This window comes from Nocardia transvalensis (assembly GCF_015477765.1).
GTDB classification, from domain to species: Bacteria; Actinomycetota; Actinomycetes; order Mycobacteriales; family Mycobacteriaceae; genus Nocardia; species Nocardia transvalensis_A.
On the sequence record NZ_JADLQQ010000010.1, the window covers coordinates 84,393 to 104,627 of the forward strand.

The window sequence follows — 20,235 nt, forward strand, 5'->3', positions numbered from 1 at the left end:
AGGTATGTGGTGAAAGCCATTTCAGGCTCCTGAACCAGCGAACGGTGACAGCAGGTTACTGGGCCGGCCGGAAGGGCACGGTGGCGTGACGGGATGGTGGTGGGCCGGATAGCGCCAGCCCGCCACTGCCCGGCTACGGGACGAGCACCGGCTGGTCCACCACCAACAACCACGACCCGTCCGGCTGGCGGCGGGCGACTTCGGCGGTCACCTCACCGGTAGTCAGCGTGGTCGCTGTCAGCGCCAAGTCGCCGCTCACGAGCGCCGGATGCTGTTTACCCGGCGAGAGCACCGGCGCGGTCGCCACGAACTGCTCGTAGACTTTTCGGATCTCCGCATGCCCGGTCGCGAGGTTGCCCGGCGGGAACGCCAGCACTGCGTCCGCCTCGTACAATGCCACCAGCCCGTCCACATCGCCCGCATTGACGCGTTCGATGAAATACCTGCCCAGGTCGTTCGGCTCGGTGGCCAGTTCCCTGTCGAAGGTGAAGGACGCGGGGATGGGCCGCTGCGAGCAACGCGCGAGGATAATCATGACCGCGGGGAGGAGCAGGTCGTAGACCAGCACGCCGCCAGTGTTGCCGGGTGCGTGATCACCGTGGGCGAACCACTGGTAGACGTGGCCGATCGCCGCACCCCACAGAAACATGCCGGCGCCGAGGCCGATGGTGATGCGCTCGCGGGCGGTGGCCGAAGCGGCGCGGAAACCCAGGACGGCGAGTCCGAGGTTGGCGAAAGCGATTTCGAACTGGAACGGGGTCCGGTTGAAGCCGATCGCGGTGGCCATCACCTCCGGAACCGTGAGGAATGAGATTGTCATCCACAGGCTGCCGAAACCGAGTGCCGCCACGGCCCACCACCGCTGCCAGGTTTCCAGCGCAGCCAGCCAGGAGGGGCTGTGCCGCGTGCGGACCAGTGCACCGACGACGGCGATCAGGATCCAGATCAGAGGGAAAGCGGACTGCGCGAGGTAGGTCATCTCGTTCATACAATGAGTGTTGCATGGTTAATATTAACCAGTCAATATTCAGGTACCCGGAGCTGAGCTGGTCGAACAGCTGGGCGTCGGGCGCACAACGGTACGCGAGGCGCTCGGCGCTCTGGTGCATCTGCGCCCTGCTGGAGGCCCGCAAGGGCGACGGAACCTATGTCCGCGCGTCGAGCGAACTGCTTGCGGTGCTGATGCGCCGCGCCTCCGCTTCGAGGCGCGCCGATGTGCTGGCACTGCGCGCGGTTCCCGAGGAGTACGGATCGGCCTGGCCGCGGCGCGGCGCGGCGACAACGACCTCACCCGCCTGCGGCGCCTGCTCGACGAGGCCGAGGCGGCCGTAGATTCGCGGCAGACCGCCAAGGCCGACGTCCGCTTTCCACCAGGCAGTGGCGAGCGCTGCGGGCAACCTCCTGCTCACCGAGCTGTGCGACGTGCTGAGCGCGGCGGTCACCGAACAGATCGACGCCACGCCCTGTTCCGAGGAGGCGGCCCGCGGAGCACACCCGCCTGCACAGACATCTCGTCGAAGCCATCCGCCCAGGACAGATCGGCGCGCGCCACTGCGCCACCGAAATCGTGAAACTCACCGAGACCCGGTCGGCGCGAGCGGAATAATCGACTCACGAGGTGCCGAAACCACTGTCCGCCAGGTGCGTTCGACAGCTACGACCATCGGCGGCGGCCCGTGGCGCGCCGTGAACGGTGATGCCCGGTAGTCTGCCCACCGGCGGACGGCAGGTGGACACGACGGAGGCCCTGATGAGACCACAACCGCATGCGGACGCCGCGGAGACGGGCTGGAATCCGCACCGGATCGGCGCGTTCGTCGATGCCGTGCTCGCGATCGCGATTACGCTGCTGGTCATCGAGATCAAGCGGCCGGAGGGTGAGCAACTGGCCGATCCGCACGCCTTGGCCGAATTCCTCTCGCACGAGCGGGCTTCGTTCATGGCGTACGTGCTGGCGTTCTTCCTGCTGTGGTCGGTGTGGCGCCGCCACCACACCCTGATCTACGAGGTGCACCGCCTCGACCGGCACACACTGGCCTGGCATGCGCCCCTGCTATTGTTCGCCGCGGTCCTGCCGTACGCGACCGCGGTCTTCGGTCACGCTACGGACAACAAGCTCGCGGTCTGCCTGTTCGCGGCAACGGCCGCACTGCTTTTCGCCAGCGAGGCCGTGGTGAAGGAACTGGCCGCCCGCCGTTCGATCCTCACCGAAGCCACGAACCCCACCGACCTGCGCTCCAGCGCCGACGCGTCCTACGCGGTCGCCGCGGTCTTCGCCGCCACCACGGCACTGGCCTGGCTGACACCCTACGTCTGGATCCTGTGGTTCCTGGCCCCACTGTCGGCAACCGTCGGCGGACGCCTGATCACCAAGGCCCGCTCGGCATTTCGCTGACCGGCGGGCACGCTCAGTCGGCCTAGGGGTGTCGCGGCTGGAGGAGCTGGGCCAGTACGGCAGTGTCCTGCAGATAGCGTTCGTACGGGAAACCGGCCGCGAGCAGAGCGGTGCGCAACTCGTCGTAGAGCGGTTTACCTGTGGCGTGGAAAGCCTCGCTGCCCGCTTCGGTAAGACGGACCAGACGTCGACGCCCGTGCTCGGGATCCGGACCGACCCGCACGAGTCCGGCTTTCTCCAGCGGGCGCAGCGCGCGACTGATCGCCGGATCGGAAACCGCCAGCGCCTGCGCCAGTTGATGCTGGGTCGCCGGTTGGATTTCTTCCAGCGTACCCAGCAGCCGCATCTGGCTGTATGTCAGCCCGCCGGAGTCGTCCACCCGCCGCCTGGTCGCGTCACCGAGCAGCTGGACCACGCGATGCAACATGTCTCCGAGCCCATCGTCCACACCGTCGAACATACCAGAGTCTTACCTGGTTAATATTAACCCGCCCGCGCCGGGGGCAACGCGCCCGATGCCGGACATCGCGCCGGTCATACACTCGGCCGCTGTGCCAACATCCGGCTTTCCGCCGGATACGCTTGACGCCGAAGGAGTTCCGCTGTGGATCAGCGCGCTGGCGAACGAGCACCCAATCATTGCGTCCATATGGTGAGGAGACTCGGACCCACCGACGCCCTACGGACTCTGGGAGCCGAGCCGCGGCTGGTACGGCCGTGCACGCTGCCCTAGCGCGGACCCGACGCGCGGAGGTCGCTCCCGGCGGCCGCGCTCGACGCCGTGCCCGGCGATGGCGCGACGCTGCTGGCCGGGCAGGTCACCCACGCTGCTACGTGTTCGGGGATAGCCCGGATGTCATCGGCCGCGGTCGACCACCGCCATCGTTTTTCCTGACGGCGGTGTCGGTGCGCGTCGCACCGATTCTTTCGAACAGATCCGGCCAGTACCTTTGCAGACTTCGGCGCCTGGCCAGCCGTGATCGCTTGCATCGCCACGAGGGCCTCCGAGACTGACGGACCTTTGCGGGCGATAGGGCAGGCATCGTATGCACCAGTACTTCAGATCGAACGCAGGATAAGTAGCCACTGGTCGGGCGTTGGTCAATTGTCCAGATCGCTTGGCTGGCAGAGCTTTCCCAACGCGCGTACATGCCGATTGCGTGGGGTTCGCTCTGGGCTGGTTGACGATCCGTCGTCGGTCGCGGCTGCCTCGGACTGTTACCAGTGGCGTCGGCGCCAGAGGCCAAGATGTACCAGGGCGAGTGAGTGTCACTCTTTCCCGTATCACCAACGACACCCCCAAGGACTGTCGAGCCGTCGAGGCTGAACCTGGCGGGCGTGGTGCGTCGCAGCGTGAGCGGCCCCGGCTGCCGCGAGGCGGATGCCGAGTTATAGTCATTGGGTCGCGAAAAACGATGTTCCGCGCGGGTCGCTCCGCAGGACATCGCTCATACATCGATGCAGATGGTTCTGATCGTTGAGCGTCTCCCTGCTGAGACCGGACATCACGTCCGCTCCCGGCACTGGCCGTCGCCGACGCGTGTCGGCGCAACAGAGGAGCGCAGCATGCAGAAGACCATCGCCATTGTCGGAGCAGGACTGGGCGGGCTGACGCTCGCCCGGGTGCTTGAGACTCACGGCGTCGCCACGACGATCTACGAGGGTGAGCCTTCGGCGCAGACCCGTGCGCAAGGCGGCCTGCTCGACATCCATGAAGCGACCGGGCAGGTCGCGCTTCGCGCAGCCGGTCTGTACGACGAGTTCCTCACTCTGGTCCGCCCGGGCGAGGATGCCAAGCGTGTGGTCGACCACCACGGCACGATTCTGTTCGACATCCCCGCAGACCCCGGTTCGGCTCGTCCTGAAGTGGACCGCGGCGAACTCAGGCGCCTGCTCATCGACTCACTGGCGCCGGGGACGATAAGGTGGGGTCACAAGCTCGACTCGGTCCGGCACCGTCCGGAGGGCGGCTACGACCTCACCTTCGCGAATGGTTCCGCCGCGCGCGCCGACATCGTCATCGGCGCGGACGGTGCCTGGTCGAAGGTGCGTCCGCTGCTCACCCCCGCCAAGCCTCTCTACAGCGGAACCTGCTTTATCGAGATCGCCCTCACCTCATACGGCCAGAACGCTCGGGCGAGCGTGGCCGCGATCGGCAGTGGCACGCTGATGGCGGTCGCGCCGGGCAAAGGCATCATCACCCATCGCTACGCCGACGGGCAGGTGCGCGGATACGTGGCGCTGAACAAGTCCGAGGAGTGGATGAGGTCGATCGACTTCGGCGACCCGTCCGCCGGCCTGCGTCAAGTCGCCGACGAGTTCGATGGCTGGTCGCCGCTGCTCACCGCCTTCGTGACAGAAAGCGATGCGCAACCGTGGCTGCGACCCATCTATGCCCTTCCGGTCGGGCTCGAGTGGGACAGGGTGCCCGGCGTGACGCTTGTCGGTGACGCCGCGCATCTGATGTCGCCCTTCGCAGGCGAGGGCGCGAACCTCGCCATGTACGACGGCGCGGACCTGGCGAGCAAGCTGGTCGAGCTACTCGACATCGAGGTCGCGTTCACCGCCTACGAAGAGCGGCTATTCCTGCGTAGTAGCGACGCCGCCGGCCGCTCGGCGCATAACCTGGAGGCTTTCTTCGGCCCGGAAGCGCCGCGGAGCGTAGTCACTCTCTTCGATCACTCCTGATACCTCGATCTGGATTTGCGACCTTGTCGCGGACCCGGCGGGTAACGGGCGGTTGCGATCTACATCGCGGCCTGGCGGTACGAGCCGCACGGTCGTGGGGGCCCGGCCGGTATCAGCTACTTCGACCTGAAAACCCTGGGTTGCTGGTAGGGCGGCCTGTGCGGCAGGCTGGGTCGTGGGCGTCGGTGCGGGTGCGGCGGCCTGGTCACGCTGCCAAGGCGGTGATCTTGGCCTGGTTGTGGGTGAAGATGCCGTGACCGGTCCAGATCCGTGCGCCGTCGGTGCTGTCGATGCGGCTGCGGTCCCAGCCGTAGCCGCGTTTGAGGGCGCTGATGAGCCCCTCGCTGCCGGTCCGCTTATTTCACGGCGCGGCGGAACGCTTTTCGTTTCTCCTCGGCTTGGCGGGCCTTCGATGGCCGGCCTTTGCGGGGGTGACGACGGTAGGCACACCCAGCTGTGCAGGGCGTCGTCGACGCTTTTCTCGCCGTATCCGCCGGTCGGCGGTCACGGTGCGCGGGCGACGACCGGTGCGGGCGATGACCCGTTCGACGGCCGGTGCGAGTTGCGTAACGCCGCGGGTATGGCGGGTCTTTTGGCACTGGGTGTTCGCGCGCATCGTGGAGGATGGCTACCTCAACCGATATCGACGTCACCTTCGCTGGTGACGACCTCGTGCTGCGGCTGGCCTCGGCCGGTTACCTCGCCCGCTACACCGGAACATCTCGGGAACACTGCACGTCGGATCTTCGGCTGGACTTCGTGTGGTGCCGCGAGCGCCAGCTCGCGCCGCTGGCGATGACTCGCCCGGAGATCGAACGCTATGTCGGCTGGATGCGCGAGGTCCGACGCTACAGGCCCGCCACGGTCGCGCGGCGGATGGCGGTGTCGCCGGGTTCTACCGCACCTGCGTCCTCGAGCACTCGCCGGCCGAATATGTTCGGCGACCGCGAGTGGCGAATGAGTCTCCGACACTGGGGCTTTCGCTTCTGCAATTCGAGGCGTTGCTGTCGGCGGCGCGGGACTCGGCCAGTCGGTTCGATTTCGCGCTGGTGGTGATGCTGGGCCTGCTCGGGTTGCGGATGTTCGAAGCCTGCGGTTGCGATATCGGCGACGTCGGCGAAGAGCATGGCCACCGAGTCCTGCGTGTGGTCGGCAAGGGCAGCAAGATCGTGCTGATCCCGCTCCCGCCAGCGGTCGGGCGCGGCATCGACCGCGCGATCGGCGACCGCGACATCGGCCCGATCCTGTTGAACTCCCGGGGACGTCGGATGGATCGGCACTGCGCCACCCGCCGCCTACGCAGGCTAGCCGAGGTATCGGTGGTCCGGTTGCCGCGGATGCACCCGCACATGCTGCGCCGCACCTTCGTCACCACCATGCTCGACGCCGGAGTCGATCTGCGCGACGTCCAGATCGCCGCACGCCACGCCGATCCACGAACCACCATGCGCTACGACCGGGCGCGCACCAACCTTGACCGGCATCCGAACTACATTCTCGCTGCCTACATGGCCTCTGGCACATGACAACTCAACGCACCCACATGCCGAATTGAGGTTGCGCACCGTGATCGGCTCTGTCGTACCTACGCGTGTGGATTGTGGATGAACTAGGTGTTGATCCGGCCGGCGAGCAGGTCGGCGATGGTGTGTGGTTCGCGGCCGAGAAACTCACCCAGTAGTGGGTCGGTGTCGGCGAAGGGACCGTCGCACGCGGCGTGGAACATCGCCAGCAGCATGTGGGCCATGGGCTCGGGTGTGCCGGCGGCGATCCGGTCGGCGAGCCACTGCTCGTCGTCGATGACCACTCGGGTGATGGTGCGGCCGGTGAGTTGGGCTGCGGTCGTGGCGATGTCGTCGAAAGTGACGGCATCGCGGGCGGTGAGGGTAACGGGTCCGTCGACGGGCTGCTCGCTGATGAGGATGCACCCCTGATCGCGGCCCGAAAGCTGCGTTACTTCAATTTGGCAACGGACGGCTGTCGGGTGTCGTGAGACATCTCCGAGCTATGGAGAGGAGTTATGATCTTCAGCTCGGTCGATGATGCCGATCCGGCCCATGTCGCGCCGGCCACCCGCGGAGACGAGCACAATCGCTTGGATCGCCGCCTTCGGCGAATATGTGCGGGCGCCTCTCGCCAGTCTCGGTTCCTATGGTTCCGACCGGTCGACGGTCGACGGGCTCCGCACCGATCCGGGCGGAGCCGGTGCGGAGCAGTCCATCGAGTGACGTTGTCTATCAGCGGAATTCGCGGATGATACGGCCGAGTGAGGTCAGATTTTCGCCGATGTCCATGGTGACGAAGTAGGTGATGTCATAGGTGTCGCGGTAGCGGCGCAGTGTGTTGGCGATATCGGTGGCGGTGCCGTGGACGACGCCGGACAGGCACAGAATTTCCTCATCGGACAGGCCGGGGTGGATTCGTCGGAGCAGGGAAAGATCGATGTCGTCGACCCCGCCGATATGGACCGTCGGCAGGACAAGGGACAGTTCGATATCGGCGATACGGTCGCCGGCCACGCGGCGGATGAGCTCGATCCGCCCGGCGAGTGGGTCGGGTTGTTCGGGGGTGGCGCTTGCGCTGAGGGAGATGTTGATGATGTCGGCATGTCGCGCCGCCACGGTGAGCAGCCGGTCGCCCTGACCGGCGATCATCACCGGTACCCGGTGCCCGGCCTCGCTCAGCGCCATGCCGACCTCACTCACCGTTTGCTCCAGCTGCTCGACCCGCTGGCGCGCGCTCGGGAACGGCAGCCCGGCGGCCTCGAACTCCTCGGCGACGTACCCCGCGCCGAGACCGAGTTCGAAACGCCCGTCGGTGAGTTCGTGCAATCCGGCGACATCTCGGGCCAGCAGCGCGGGCCGGTAGAAGCCGGTATTGAGTACGAACGTGCCCAACTTCGCGCGGCTGGTGACCGCCGCGACGGACACCAGCGCGGGCAGCGGTGTGAGCCTGCCGAGATGGTCGGGTGCCAGGAGAACGTCGTATCCCAGCTCCTCAGCATGCCGCGCGGTGGCCTGCCACGCCTCACGGCCCCCGGTCAAGCTCAGGTTGACGCCGAACCGAATATCCTTGGTGCTCATTGCAATCCTTTGCGATGCGAATGATCTACGGGTCGTGTCGGCTGCTGTTGTCAGCCCAGCGGTGAATTCAGCGGCTGTCGTTGTCCGGACCGGGCCTAGCTTCGACGACAGCGGCCATCGCCCTGCTGGACCTCGCACCGGACTTGGTCGTGCGGCTCACCGATGACGTGGGATCAACCGCAGTAATGCCCTCGCGCCGTCTTCTGTCCCGGTCCCGCGCGCGGCGAGGTAGCCGTCCGGGCGGATGAGAATCAGTTCGCCCGGCTCGGGGGTGTAGACGCGCTCGAATTCGCCGTCACCGTCGAACATTCCGTCGCCGGGGGTGGTGGTGATCCGATACGCGCGCAGATCGGCCGATTCGATGTCCTCGAACAGAGCCGTCGCGCTGCCGTCGATGTCGAAGGCCAGCAGGGTCCACTGCGGACCACGGGTGAGGTCGAACAGGTCGACAGCGCCGCGGGGGCCGTGTAGGCCGGTGATGTTCGGGGCGCGGTCACCGGCGTCCGGGTGGTCCGCGGGGCGTGCGGCGCCTGCATCGCCGTAGCCGATGCCCAGTCCGGTCGTCAGTACGGGGTCGGTGAGTTCGGCCGACGCGGCGGCCACTTCACCTATACCGCCGTTCGCGGCGGCGGCCACCCGGTCCAGCTTCTCGGTGCTCAGTTCCAGGACCTTGCGGGCCACGGGAATGCGTTCGGCGCCATAGGTGTCCAGCAGTTCGGCGGGCGCGCCCGCGATGACCGCGCCCAGTTTCCAGCCGAGGTTGTAGGCGTCCTGAATACCGGTGTTCATGCCCTGCCCGCCGCCGGGTGAATGCACGTGCGCGGCATCGCCGGCCAGCAGCACCCGGTCGCGCCGATAGTCCAGCACCATCCGCACATTCACGCGGTAGATCGACAGCCAGGTCGCGCTCGTCAAGGTGATCCCGGCGTTCCGGTCGTCGAGCAGTCGCTGATAGAGCTCGAGGGACGGCTCATCGGGTTCCACATCATTCGGGATCCGGTTCTGGAACTGCCAGATATCGCTGTTGGGCAGCGGCGTGAGGTTCAGCTTTCCGGCGCTGGAGGTCCAGACGTGGGTGCGGTCACGCGGCAAGCCGTCGACGGTGACATCGCCGAGGTACCAGCGTTCCTCGTCGCGGGTCTCGCCCTCCAGCGGGAGACCGATCAGGTGACGGGTCGTGCTCTTGCCGCCGTCGGTGCCGACGACATAGCGTGCCGTGATCGTGCGCGCACCCGCTGCGGCCCGCACGCTCACCGTGACCCGATCCGAATCCTGCACCAGGTCAACGGCTTCCGTGGCGTACTCCACCGCGCCGCCGAGTTCGTGGAACCGCTCGCGCAGCGCGTGTTCCACGTCGAACTGCCCGATCCAGAGCATGTCGGGGTAGGGGGTATGGAAGCCCTCCCAGGCCGAAACCGTGACCCGCGCCAGATCGACGGCGGCGCCGGACGGATCGTGAAGGCGCATCGGCAAATTCGCGACACCGTGCCGCACGACATAGTCGACGGCGCCGAGATCGTCGAGCACCTCGAGGGTCCGCGAGTGAATTCCCTTGGCCTTGGAGGCGCGACCGGCGGCCACGTCCCGCTCGATGATGCGGCAGGCCACCCCGCGGCGGGCGAGATCGCAGGCCAGCGTGAGACCGACCGGACCGGCGCCGATGACGAGAACTTCGGTCTGGATCGTGGCGGGTTCGTTCATGACTTCCTCCACGAGCAACTTTTAGATGCGGAGCCGCATCTTATAAATCCGAGACTAGCGCGCACTGATAAGATGCGCAAGTGCATCCTAATGAGGTACAGCCGATCCAACGCCGCCGTGGTGCGGCCCTGGAAGAAGCGCTGCTCGACGCCGCCTGGGCCGTATTGTGCGAGCACGGCTACGCCGGATTCACCCTCGAAGCCGTCGCTGGTCGAGCGGGCACCAGCCGTCCGGTCCTTGCCCGCCGCTGGGCAACCCGCCGCGAGCTGCTGCGCGCCACCATCACGCACGCGAGCATGCGGCGACCGGTCTCGGCGCCAGGAACCGGAACCCTGCGCGGGGATCTCATCGCGCTGCTGCGTGAAGTCAGCAACTCCCGCCGCGATCTCGCGACGGTGATGGGCGTCCAGCTCGGCGGCTACTACCAGGAGACCGGCGAAACCCTCGCCGACCTACGCGAGACCTCGCTCACCGGCCAGAACACGGTCGTCGACGACATCCTGGCAGCAGCCGTCGAGCGCGGCGAGATCGACCCCGCCAAACTCACCCCGCGCCTGCGAGCCCTCCCCGTCGACCTCCTCCGCCACCACGTCTTCATGACGCTGCAGCCCATGCCGGACGCAGACATCGAAGACATCATCGACAACATCTTCCTCCCCTTGATCCGACCCACACCATAAGCCGCCGAGGAGTGCTCGAGACCTGGCTGACATTCGGCTGATTCACCGCCGATGAGGGCCGATGAGCGTGTCCACAGTGGCAGACCCTTACAGATATGGATTGAGCATGATGGTGCGCGGGATTGTCTGGTTCAAGATCTGCATGTGCACGGCAGCATCCCAATCTCGAGGCGTTCCGGGGTCCGTACCGTGCTCGGCTCAAGTCTGAGCGTGCGATTGGTACCGCCCACTTACCACGCTGACTATAGTGGACAAGAGTACACGCAAATGCCGCTGCGCGGGCGTTGGTCAGCCGCCCAATTGGTTGGCTGGCAGGGCTTTCCAACGCGCGCTCATGCCGAATGGAGTGCGTCCGGCCGATTCGCCGTACGGTGTCAGGCCGGTTGCTTGATCCATTGGTAGACCGGGGCTTTCGCTGGTGGTCTGCCGTTGCGACGGCTGACACCGGGCGGCGCAGACATTCGTCGCCTCGGCCGTCCAACAGGAGATGCGGGAGACGAAACTCGCGACGGAGCGATCGAGTTACTCCTCGCTTATGCAGGTGCCGTGGGTGCAGGCCCTGATCGACATCGACGGGTACAGGACCGCGTCGGCAGCGAAGGTCTCATTGGAACTCCACGCGCTGTAGGGGCGGGTCCATAGGAAGCCGACTTGAATGCCGCTGCCTACCGCACTGGCGTCCCGACGTATGGGCTGGCCGTGTTCGTCGAGAACTACGACAGGTAGACCGGTTACGCGCGCGGCGCGGTCGTCGGCACGACCTCGCCGAGCCCGATCCCCTTGCGTTGCAGGCGAAGCCGGGGCTGCGGGCGTGTCAGCAGGTGGAGAACTTGCAGACCCTGCTGCGGCGGGCAGTCATGACTCGCGTCAGGTGGGTGGAACCTCTTGGAGGAATTGCTGGAGGATTCTAGGGAGGGCGAGGCGGATGGCGGTTTCGTGGTCGATGTTGCCGAGGTCGGTGAGCGTGACCTTGTCGCTGCGGAAGGCGTCGAGGCAGTGTTCGGCGTTGATGTAGGGGACGTCGCGGTCGCCGGTGGAGTGGTAGAGGTGGACCGGGACGCGCGGGGTCCAGTCGCAGGTGCCGTCACTGTCGGTCATCGCTTTCAGCACCGGACCGGTGGGATGCAGGAGCCGGTCGATGAATTGGGGTGTCAGGAGCTGCTGCAGCGTGCCAGGTAGCGCACTCCTGATGGCTTTTTCGTCGTGCTGCCCATCGAACAGGCCCTCGACCGTGGCGGCATAGGGTTGTTGGAACGCCTCGGACGGCGTGTCGTAGAGGTGGTAGATCCGGTTCATCGCGGTGATCCAGTAACTGAAGTAGAAGACCGCGACCGACGGGTTGATCAGGCCGGCCGGACCGGCGGGCAGATCGGCGTGTTGGAGGTCGTACGGTCCGCTGATCGGCGACAGGGCCGCCAGCCCGAAGCCGGGCGCCCGGCCGCCCTGTAGTGCCTTGGCCAAACCTGTTGCGGCCGTGCCGCCTTGGGAGGCGCCGGTGACCAGAACGTCGGGATCCAATTCGCGCTGGCGCTTGCCCGCTACCGTGCGAGCGGCGCGCAGCAGGTCGATGGAGGCGCTGACCTCGGTGGGGACGTGAACGTAGGGATGGAAACCGGGCCCTTCACCGAGACCGAGATAATCCGGAGCGACCGTGGTGTAACCGGCGGCGGCGAACATTGTCGCCACCGCCCGGTCGGGGCTCTGTTCGTCGACCGAAGGCGCAGACTTCTTCAACGCCATCGTGCCGTGTTCGTAACTCACCACGCGTAGCCGCTGAGACGCGCTGCGCGGTAACACGACCAGCCCGCTGGCTGTGGTCGGCGATCCATCGACAGCGACGGTCTTGTACACGACCCGGTATGCATCGACACCGTTTCGCACCGGGCATCGATCTTCTCCTTGGCCAGATAGGTCGCGGCCTCTTCCGTCGACAACTCGGTGAGTGGAGTCGCGGACACCAGCTCACCACGAGTATCGGTCACTGCGTCTTGTTGTTTCGAGCAGGCGACAGATCCGCAGAGCAGCACTATCGCACCGACGGCGGCGAGTGCGTAACGCTCGGACCTCAACGTGAACTCCTGGTCTCGAGTTGTTTCATTGGGTCCGTCTCAGTGGCTGTTGTCTTCGAAGTATCGGCGCGGGTTGCGAACCAGGATGGCGTCGATGTCGTCCTCGGCGAGTCCCTTCGCGAGCAGCGCAGGAATCGCATCCTCGCTGATGTGGCGGTAGTTCCACTTCGGCGCGACCCGTTCGTTGTCGTCGGGATCGAACCAGTCGAAGACGCAGGCAGCATCGTGGGAAATGACGATGTTGTCCCGGTAGCCGCGGCGGACCAATTCGACGATCGTGTCGATCCGCACGTCGAACGGCAGCAGGACATCGAGTCCGAACCGGTCCATACCCAGAAACGATCCCGCGTCGGCGAGTTCGGTGAGATAGTCGAGATCGTCGGTGTCACCGGAGTGCCCGAGGACCACCCGGCGCAGATCCACGCCCTCTTCGGCGAGCACCCGCTGGGCCACCAGTCCGGATCCGGTGTGGGGATTGGTGTGCACCGTGATCGGGACACCGGTCTGGACGGCGGCTTGTCCGACCGCGCGCATCACGCGTTCCACGCCGGGTGTCAGTCCGGGTGTCTCGATGGCGCACTTGAGGAATCCGGCGCGGACACCGGTGTCGGCGATGCCCTCGGTGATGTCTGTAATGAACAGCTCCACCATCGGTTCCGGCCGGTCGAACATCAATCCCGGCCCGTGGTAATGGAATTGGAAGGGGATATCGTTGTAGGTGTAGACCCCGGTAGCCACGACTATCTGCAATTCCGTTCGCGCAGCGACCTTCTGGACACGCGGAATGTAGCGACCCAACCCGAGAACAGTCGGATCCAGAATGGTGTCGATGCCCAGAGAGTGCAACTCGTCGAGCTGTTTCACGGCGTCGTCGACGTGGGCGTCCTCGTCCCAGTCGGCGTAGTTCTGCCGGTATTCCTCACCGAGGACGAAGATGTGTTCGTGGACCAGGACCCGGCCCAGCGCGCTGGAGTCGACGGGTCCGGTCACGGTAGGAACGATGGACATCGGGGCTCCTCGTTGGTGGCGGTGGTCAGTCGGTTCCAGTCGAGGGCGCGTTTGAGAATCTTTCCGGTGACACCCCTGGGAAGCTGATCGACGAAGGCGAATCGGCGCGGCACCTTGTAGGCCGACAGCCGCTCTTTCGCCCACGCCCGCAACTGCTCCGAGTCGATCTCGGTGCCGACGACGACCACCGCGGCCACCTCCTGGCCATAGTGCTCGTCCGGCACGCCGATCACCGCCGCCTCGACGATATCGGGATGCTGGTAGAGCACATCCTCGACCTCGGCCGGATACACGTTGTAGCCGCCGCGGATGATGAGATCCTTTGCACGGTCTACGATGTAGAGATACCCGTCGCTGTCGAGACGCCCCAGATCCCCCGTCTTCAGCGAGCCCTCGGTCAGGGTCTCGGCGGTGGCGTCGGGACGGTTCCAGTAGCCCTTCATGATGTTCGGGCCGCGCAGGAAGATCTCGCCGACCGTGTCCGCGGGAAGCACCTTCCCCTCCGCGTCACGCACCTCCACCGAGATCTCGGGCAGTGCCGTGCCCACCGAGCCCACCCGCTGTTCCCGATGCAGCAGGTTGAATGCGGCAGCACCGGTCGATTCGGTCAGCCCGTATCCCTCGAGAATGGCGCAGTCGAAACGCTGTGAGAAGGCACGCATCACTTCTCCCGGCAGTGAGGCGCCACCCGACGCCGCTAACCGCAGGCTCGTGAAATCCTGCGGCCCATAGTCACCGGTGCTGTGCAGCAACGCGTTCCACATCGTCGGCACACCGGCCACGACGGTGAGCCGGTGATCGCGAATCATCTCGATCATGACTCGCGGATCGAACGGTGACACCATCGACAACGAACAGCCGGAGTACAGAACCGGCAGCAGGCACACGGCCTGACCGAAGACATGGAACAGCGGTAGCCCGGTTCCGTACCGCTCACCGGGAGCGAGCCGAAATTGGTCGGCGTAGAGCCGCGCAGTCTCGGTCAGGTTGTCGACGGTGAGCTCGACGCCCTTGGGCTTGCCGGTCGTCCCGGAGGTGTAGAGCAGCACCGCGGTGTCACCGCCCTGCCGCGACACCGGTTCGGTCACCGGCTGCGCGGTCTCGGAATCGACGCCGGGTGCGAGACCCCGGAAGATGGCGTTCCGCTCGGCCACCGCGCGTTGTGTCGCCTCCTGGGCACCGCGCCAGGCGAGAGCGACCCGGGCACCGGAATCGTCGAGCACATAACCGATTTCGGGCGTAGCCGCCATGGTGTTCATGGTGATCGCGATCGCGCCGACGAGCTGTGCACCCAGATACGCGGCCACGAACTCCGGGACCGTGGGCGCCACCAACAGCACCCGATCCCCGACCGCGACCCCGAGATCTCGGAGCATGCCGCCGCAGGTGGCACTGCGGCGCGCCAGCTCGCCGTAGGAAATCTGTTCGGTCGTGGTGCGTAGTGCGACGGCGTCGGGGTTGCTGGCGGCGTGCTGCCAGAAACGATCGGCGACGTTGGGCATGGAGCCTCCCGATGGGGCGGTGGCGATTGCGCGCGAACGGAGTGTGAGGGAGCCACGGTTGGGCTGGCCCAGGACTGTACTTGAATCCGACGTCATGTTCAATAACTTGTCGGGCCATGCGAGGCAGGCCCTCCCCGACCTCACACACGAGCGGCGTCGATTCGCGGACGTCGGGCGCTGTTACCATCCCCCACAGAGCGAATGGCCCGACGACAGCGAGTGAGACGGTGAGCACCCCAGACGTTGCCGAACAGCAGCCCGATCGGGCCGTCCCGCGCAGCAAGCGCGGCATGCGGACCAGGGCCGCGCTGGTGACCGCGGCGCGGGAGGTGTTCGAGCGCGACGGCTTCCTCGACGCTCGCATCAGCGATATCGCCAAGACCGCCGGGATGGCGTCGGGTTCGTTCTACACCTACTTCACCAGCAAGGAAGAAGTCCTCGCCGAGGTGATCGAGCAGGTTGCCGACGAGATGCTGTACCCGCACATCCGCGAGCGCGTCGGCGTCGACGACCCGCGGGAGCTGATCGCCGCGGCCAACCGCGAATACCTGCAGTCGTATCGACGCAATGCACGCTTGATGGCCGTCCTCGAGCAGGTGTCGAAGATCGACGAGAACTTCCGGTCGCTGCGACACGAGCGCGCCATGGCGTTCATCGATCGCAACGTCGCGATGATCCGAGACCTGCAGAAGCGGGGTTTGGTCGATCCCGAACTGGAGCCGCGTCCGACTGCGCTGGCCCTGTCGGCCATGGTCTCGCGCACGGCGTATCACGTCTTCGTGGACGGAGAGAAGATTCCGTTCGAGCGGCTGGTGCGGACGTTGAATCGGCTCTGGTTCAACGCCTTACAGCTGAAGGAATCTCACTGACTCACCGTCGGCGATAAGCACCGACCGGCGAAGTCCGGGCGTCGTCGACACTCCCCGACCACCACGAGGTGACTCGTCTCACGAATCGGGAGCGATTCTTGAACTTGACGTCACATTCAATTTCGGCGAGTCTGGTCACCATTGGAACCACCCGAGCCCCGCCTCATCGGCTTCGCCTGTTCGGGCCTTCTCGTAGACTTTCCACCGAATTGCGAGGCATCTGCCTTGCTCGCACGATCGGACCTGCTATGGACCTGTTCACCAATTCCGAACGCTCTCACCGATATCAGCGGCAGCTGCTCGCCTTCATGGACGAATGCGTGTATCCCGCCGAGCCCGTCTATGCACGGCAGATGCTCGACTCCAATGACCCGCACCATCATCCGCAGATTCTGGAAGACCTCAAGGCCGAGGCCCGCGCTCGCGGACTGTGGAACCTCTTCCACCCGCACCCGGAGTGGGGGCCGGGACTGACCAATCTGGAGTACGCACCGCTCGCCGAAATCATGGGCCGCAGCCCGCATCTCGCACCCGAGGCGTGCAACTGCAATGCCCCCGACACCGGCAATATGGAGGTGCTGACCCTCTTCGGCACAGAGGAGCACAAGCAGCGCTGGCTCGAGCCGCTGCTGGCCGGAACCATCCGCTCCGCGTTCGCGATGACCGAACCCGACGTCGCCAGCTCCGACGCCACCAATATCGAATTACGCATAGACCGCGACGGCGACCACTACGTGCTCAACGGCCGAAAGTGGTTCGCCACCAACGCGCTGCACACCAACTGCAAGGTGCTGATCGTTATGGGCAAGACCGACCCACACCCGCCCAAGCATCGGCAGCAGTCCATGATGATCGTCCCCATCGATGCGCCCGGTGTCACAGTGCGCCGCAATCTTCCCTTCTTCGGCTACACCGACCGTGAGGGGCACGCCGAAATCGACTTCGTCGACGTGCGAGTGCCTGTAAGCGACGTGTTGAAGGGAGAGGGCGAAGGTTTCGCGATCGGCCAGGCGCGCCTCGGTCCCGGCCGCATCCACCACTGTATGCGCGCCATCGGCATGGCCGAGCGCGCGCTGGAGCTCATGTGCGTCCGCGCCGAAACACGAATCACCTTCGGGCAGAAGCTCAGTGAGCGCGCGAACATCCAGGACTGGATCGCCGAGGCACGCATCGCCATCGAACAGACGCGGCTGCTGACGCTCAAGGCTGCGTGGATGATGGACACCGTGGGCAACAAGGCGGCCCAGACCGAGATCGCCGCCATCAAGGTCGCGGCACCGGCCATGGCGCTGCAGATCGTGGACCGCGCGATCCAGGTTCATGGCGCCGCTGGCGTCAGCGACGATTTCCCGCTTGCTCGCCTGTACGCCGACCTGCGGACACTCCGCATCGCCGACGGCCCCGACGAGGTCCACAAACGCGCCATCGCCCGCGCCGAACTCGGTAAGGTCCATGCCACCGCCAACCCGCCGACTCCCCCGCGGAGATCATCCGCCCGACCACAGGTCCGGCGGCCTTCGAACTGGACGACACCGCCTTCGCCGCTTGGCTCGCCGCGCTCGAAATCGATTGTGCTGTCCCCTTTCACGCCGAGCGAGTCGGAATCGGGCAGTCGAATCTGACCTTCCGGATCACCGATGCCGACGGGCGGAGCTGGGTGCTGCGGCGTCCGCCGCTGGGCCGACTGCTCGCTTCCGCGCACGACGTGTCCCGCGAAGCGCGGGTCCTGTCCGCACTGGGGCCGACCGATGTCCCGGTGCCGCGAATCCATGACGTCCGGCGCGAAGGGGATGTCGCGCTGGTGTTGATGGAACACATCGACGGACTGGTTCTCGACCGAATCGCCAACGCCGAGAAGCTGACCGCGCAGCAGCGCCACACTGCCGCCATATCCCTGATACGCACCCTGGCCCGCATCCAAGCCGTCGATCTGGAGGCGACCGGCCTCGCCGACCTGGCCAGCCACAAACCCTACGCCCCCCGACAGCTGAAACGGTGGTCGGGCCAATGGGAGAAATCGAAGACACGCGAATTACCCGCACTCGAACGACTCACCGAACGTCTCCTGGCGGCAATACCCGAACAACGCGAAATCGCGCTGGTCCACGGCGATTACAACCTCCGCAACGTCATCACGGCGCCCGGAACCGGCAAGGTCGCCGCGGTACTGGATTGGGAACTGTGCACCCTCGGCGACCCGCTCGCCGACGTCGGCAGCCTGCTCGCCTACTGGCCCACCCGGGACGAACCGACAGTCCCCGGATTCGAGATGTGCACCCTGCCCGGCTTTCCGTCTCGCGACGACCTGGTCTCCGAATATCTCGCTCTCACCGGCCGCGACCGACAGACGCTGGGGTACTGGCATGCCTTGGCGCTGTGGAAACTCGCGATCATCGCCGAAGGCGTCCTGCGCCGCTCCCTCGACGACCCCCGCAACCGAGCAACCGCGGCCACCCCGACCGCAGAACGGATCGAAGACCTCGTCGACACCGCGCAACGCGTCGCCGCCGACGCCGAGCTGTAAGGGCACGGGCCACACCGATCCGAACCTGCTGCACAGCGCAAGACACCGACCCTGCGCTGCATCGGTGAATTCTGACGTCGCGATCTTGCTGCTGGCAAGCCGACATGTTGATACTTGTCGAATAGCCAGAATCGCCTAACCCACGACATTGGTCCGATCGAGTGCGCAGCGGCAGATGGTTGCACTCATCCGGCTGAAACCCGATCCGCTGGCGGGGGCCGGTCTGAATCAGGCTGACGTGTTGAGGCAGATCGGGGTGCCTTCGGGATCGAGGACGACGGTCCAGACGGGTTGCCTTGCCCATTCGGGATCGGCTCCGGGCTGAAAGGACGGCAGCGTCGCACCCCGTTCGAGGGCACGTTCGGTAGCGGTGGCCAGGTCCTCGACGGCGAGGTCGAAGTGCACGCGTTTGGGCTGTTGCGGGTTGTCGGGCCAGGGCGGGGGCGTGTGGTGTTCGACGGCGCCGAAGCACACGGTAGCGCCGTGCCGCAGAGCACGGCGGCAGCACCCGTGATCGAACCCAGCACCACGACGGCCAGTGCGCCGACCACCCCCGCGGTGGTCCGCAAGGACGCGTCCTGCACCGAGGCCCAGGCCGGGCTGATCGGCTCCGCTTCCGACGGCGGCACGCTGCTGTGCCTCGGAAAGTCCGGTAAGCACGAGGAGACCGGCCCATACAACGTGGGCACCGGCCGCTACACCAAGGACGAGGCCTGCGACCCGTCCATCGCCAAGACCGGCCGCACCGCCGAGGGCCGCGCGCTGGTCTTCGAGAGCGGTGCCTGGGCGGCCTGGACCACCTAGTCGTGCAGCCGGAGGTGTTCCAGGACGAGGCCGCGGACGGGTTCGACGTCGGCCAGCAGGCCGTGCCCAGCACCGGGGAGAACCACCGTATGGGCCCCGGCACGCCGCGCGGCCTCCGCGGCCACCGCCGAATCGTGCACCTCGCTCGCACCGGCTAGTGCGACGAAGGTCGGGACCGGCAGCTGGGTCAGCCCATCCGGCAGGTGCGGATAGACGATCGGCGAGGCCGGGAAGTGTGCGGCTCCGTGCGCGAGCAGATCGAGGTAGGCCTCCAGGTGCGCCGGTCCGCTGCCGGGGCCGTCCGGTGCCAGCATCGCGCGGGCGGCCTCGAATGTGGGGTGCGGGTCGCGGTTTCGGCCCAGCTCCTCGAATTCGGGACTGAGCCCGGCGAAGACCAGAGGCGGATCGAGCAGGACCAGCCGCCGCACCCGTTCGGGATGGGCGAGCGCGAACCGGAGCGCGAGGTGCCCGCCCAGGGACTGGCCGCACAGGTCGGCCGCGGGTAGCCCGAGCAGATCGAACGTTTCCGCCAGCCAGTCCACGAGATCGTCCATGCTGGTCAAGGCAGCGCCGGTATGCCGGCTGCGGCCCGGCTCGCCCATGATGTCCACGGCCCGCACGCGATGCTCCTCGGCCAGCGAACCGACTACCGGGTACCACATCCCGGACGTGCCGCCGTATCCGTGCAGCAGGACCAGCGACTGCGCCGCGGCCGGGCCGGCGGAGGTGACCCGCGTCGTTCCGTAACGACTCGGAAGATCTACCGTCTCGACCGGTACCGGCCAGTGGGCCAGCACCGCGTCGTAGGCCCCAAAGAATGCTGCCTCCAGCTCAGCGGTGGCGAATGTACTCATCGCATCTCCTTTTACAAGTCAGCTGTATTATGTCAGACGTATGGAAACGAATGGAAGG

Annotated in this window: 19 protein-coding genes and 1 pseudogene; 8 read left to right on the plus strand and 12 right to left on the minus strand. The window is 66.2% G+C overall.

Features of this window, described 5'->3' with window-relative positions:
* Positions 1-133: 133 nt before the first annotated feature.
* Together IU452_RS39300 and IU452_RS38495 are read right to left on the minus strand one after the other, a co-directional pair.
* A complete protein-coding gene (locus IU452_RS39300) occupies positions 134-988 on the minus strand; it encodes a DUF6790 family protein (RefSeq protein WP_324192858.1) in 855 nt (284 codons plus the stop codon).
* Between the two features lie 157 nt (positions 989-1,145).
* A complete protein-coding gene (locus IU452_RS38495) occupies positions 1,146-1,460 on the minus strand; it encodes a hypothetical protein (protein WP_228818884.1) in 315 nt (104 codons plus the stop codon).
* 290 nt (positions 1,461-1,750) lie between these two features.
* Here IU452_RS38495 and IU452_RS27670 point away from each other — a divergent pair, with 290 nt between their 5' ends.
* On the plus strand, positions 1,751-2,395 hold the full coding sequence (locus IU452_RS27670; protein WP_195112121.1) for a TMEM175 family protein: 645 nt from the start codon (positions 1,751-1,753) through the stop codon (positions 2,393-2,395).
* A 22-nt stretch (positions 2,396-2,417) separates the two neighbouring features.
* On the opposite strand, the gene IU452_RS27675 is transcribed toward IU452_RS27670, so the two are convergent.
* Positions 2,418-2,843: a MarR family winged helix-turn-helix transcriptional regulator gene (locus IU452_RS27675; protein ID WP_195112122.1), complete on the minus strand. Its 426-nt coding sequence runs from the start codon at positions 2,841-2,843 to the stop codon at positions 2,418-2,420.
* Positions 2,844-3,961: 1,118 nt separating this feature from the next.
* Here IU452_RS27675 and IU452_RS27680 point away from each other — a divergent pair.
* Positions 3,962-5,083 carry an FAD-dependent oxidoreductase gene (locus IU452_RS27680; protein ID WP_195112123.1) on the plus strand — a complete coding sequence of 374 codons (1,122 nt, stop codon included), beginning with the start codon at positions 3,962-3,964 and terminating at the stop codon, positions 5,081-5,083.
* Positions 5,084-5,288: 205 nt separating this feature from the next.
* On the opposite strand, the pseudogene IU452_RS38500 reads toward IU452_RS27680, so the two are convergent.
* Positions 5,289-5,648, minus strand: a pseudogene (locus IU452_RS38500) (transposase); the annotation flags it as partial.
* Positions 5,649-6,033: 385 nt separating this feature from the next.
* Here IU452_RS38500 and IU452_RS38505 point away from each other — a divergent pair.
* A complete protein-coding gene (locus IU452_RS38505) occupies positions 6,034-6,609 on the plus strand; it encodes a tyrosine-type recombinase/integrase (protein WP_324192859.1) in 576 nt (191 codons plus the stop codon).
* 83 nt (positions 6,610-6,692) lie between these two features.
* On the opposite strand, the gene IU452_RS27690 is transcribed toward IU452_RS38505, so the two are convergent.
* From IU452_RS27690 to IU452_RS27700, 3 genes are all read right to left on the minus strand, one after another.
* The gene (locus tag IU452_RS27690) at positions 6,693-6,890 is read right to left on the minus strand and encodes a hypothetical protein (RefSeq protein ID WP_195112124.1); all 198 of its coding nucleotides are present in this window, start codon (positions 6,888-6,890) and stop codon (positions 6,693-6,695) included.
* 430 nt (positions 6,891-7,320) lie between these two features.
* Positions 7,321-8,166: a TIGR03621 family F420-dependent LLM class oxidoreductase gene (locus IU452_RS27695; protein WP_195112125.1), complete on the minus strand. Its 846-nt coding sequence runs from the start codon at positions 8,164-8,166 to the stop codon at positions 7,321-7,323.
* Between the two features lie 156 nt (positions 8,167-8,322).
* Positions 8,323-9,867: an FAD-dependent monooxygenase gene (locus tag IU452_RS27700; protein WP_195112126.1), complete on the minus strand. Its 1,545-nt coding sequence runs from the start codon at positions 9,865-9,867 to the stop codon at positions 8,323-8,325.
* An 80-nt stretch (positions 9,868-9,947) separates the two neighbouring features.
* On the opposite strand from IU452_RS27700, the gene IU452_RS27705 reads away from it, so the two are divergent.
* On the plus strand, positions 9,948-10,547 hold the full coding sequence (locus IU452_RS27705) for a TetR/AcrR family transcriptional regulator (RefSeq protein ID WP_195112127.1): 600 nt from the start codon (positions 9,948-9,950) through the stop codon (positions 10,545-10,547).
* Positions 10,548-11,414: 867 nt separating this feature from the next.
* On the opposite strand, the gene IU452_RS27710 is transcribed toward IU452_RS27705, so the two are convergent.
* From IU452_RS27710 to IU452_RS27720, 3 genes are all read right to left on the minus strand, one after another.
* Positions 11,415-12,428, minus strand: coding sequence for an alpha/beta fold hydrolase (locus IU452_RS27710; protein ID WP_195112128.1), 1,014 nt, complete (start codon positions 12,426-12,428; stop codon positions 11,415-11,417).
* A 227-nt stretch (positions 12,429-12,655) separates the two neighbouring features.
* Positions 12,656-13,624, minus strand: a complete 969-nt coding sequence (locus tag IU452_RS27715) for a phosphotriesterase family protein (protein WP_195112129.1) — start codon at positions 13,622-13,624, stop codon at positions 12,656-12,658.
* The gene (locus tag IU452_RS27720; protein ID WP_195112130.1) at positions 13,603-15,126 is read right to left on the minus strand and encodes a class I adenylate-forming enzyme family protein; all 1,524 of its coding nucleotides are present in this window, start codon (positions 15,124-15,126) and stop codon (positions 13,603-13,605) included. The genes IU452_RS27715 and IU452_RS27720 overlap by 22 nt, the downstream gene beginning before the upstream one ends.
* 227 nt (positions 15,127-15,353) lie before the next feature.
* Between IU452_RS27720 and IU452_RS27725 the strand changes: the two genes are divergently transcribed.
* The 3 genes from IU452_RS27725 to IU452_RS27735 all read left to right on the plus strand — a co-directional run bounded on the left by IU452_RS27725 (position 15,354) and on the right by IU452_RS27735 (position 18,519).
* The gene (locus tag IU452_RS27725; RefSeq protein WP_324192860.1) at positions 15,354-15,995 is read left to right on the plus strand and encodes a TetR/AcrR family transcriptional regulator; all 642 of its coding nucleotides are present in this window, start codon (positions 15,354-15,356) and stop codon (positions 15,993-15,995) included.
* 248 nt (positions 15,996-16,243) lie between these two features.
* Entirely contained in the window at positions 16,244-17,617 is a 1,374-nt protein-coding gene (locus IU452_RS27730; protein WP_228818885.1) for an acyl-CoA dehydrogenase family protein, read from the plus strand.
* The gene (locus IU452_RS27735; protein ID WP_195112347.1) at positions 17,518-18,519 is read left to right on the plus strand and encodes a phosphotransferase family protein; all 1,002 of its coding nucleotides are present in this window, start codon (positions 17,518-17,520) and stop codon (positions 18,517-18,519) included. The genes IU452_RS27730 and IU452_RS27735 overlap by 100 nt, the downstream gene beginning before the upstream one ends.
* A 228-nt stretch (positions 18,520-18,747) precedes the next feature.
* Here IU452_RS27735 and IU452_RS27740 read toward each other — a convergent pair whose 3' ends face one another.
* Complete coding sequence (locus tag IU452_RS27740; protein WP_195112131.1) at positions 18,748-18,993, minus strand: VOC family protein; 246 nt, start codon at positions 18,991-18,993, stop codon at positions 18,748-18,750.
* Positions 18,994-19,002: 9 nt separating this feature from the next.
* On the opposite strand from IU452_RS27740, the gene IU452_RS27745 reads away from it, so the two are divergent.
* Entirely contained in the window at positions 19,003-19,323 is a 321-nt protein-coding gene (locus IU452_RS27745) for a hypothetical protein (RefSeq protein WP_195112132.1), read from the plus strand.
* Here the strand turns inward: IU452_RS27745 and IU452_RS27750 are convergent.
* A complete protein-coding gene (locus IU452_RS27750) occupies positions 19,320-20,177 on the minus strand; it encodes an alpha/beta fold hydrolase (protein WP_195112133.1) in 858 nt (285 codons plus the stop codon). The two genes, IU452_RS27745 and IU452_RS27750, sit on opposite strands and share 4 nt — an antisense overlap.
* Positions 20,178-20,235 lie beyond the last annotated feature (58 nt).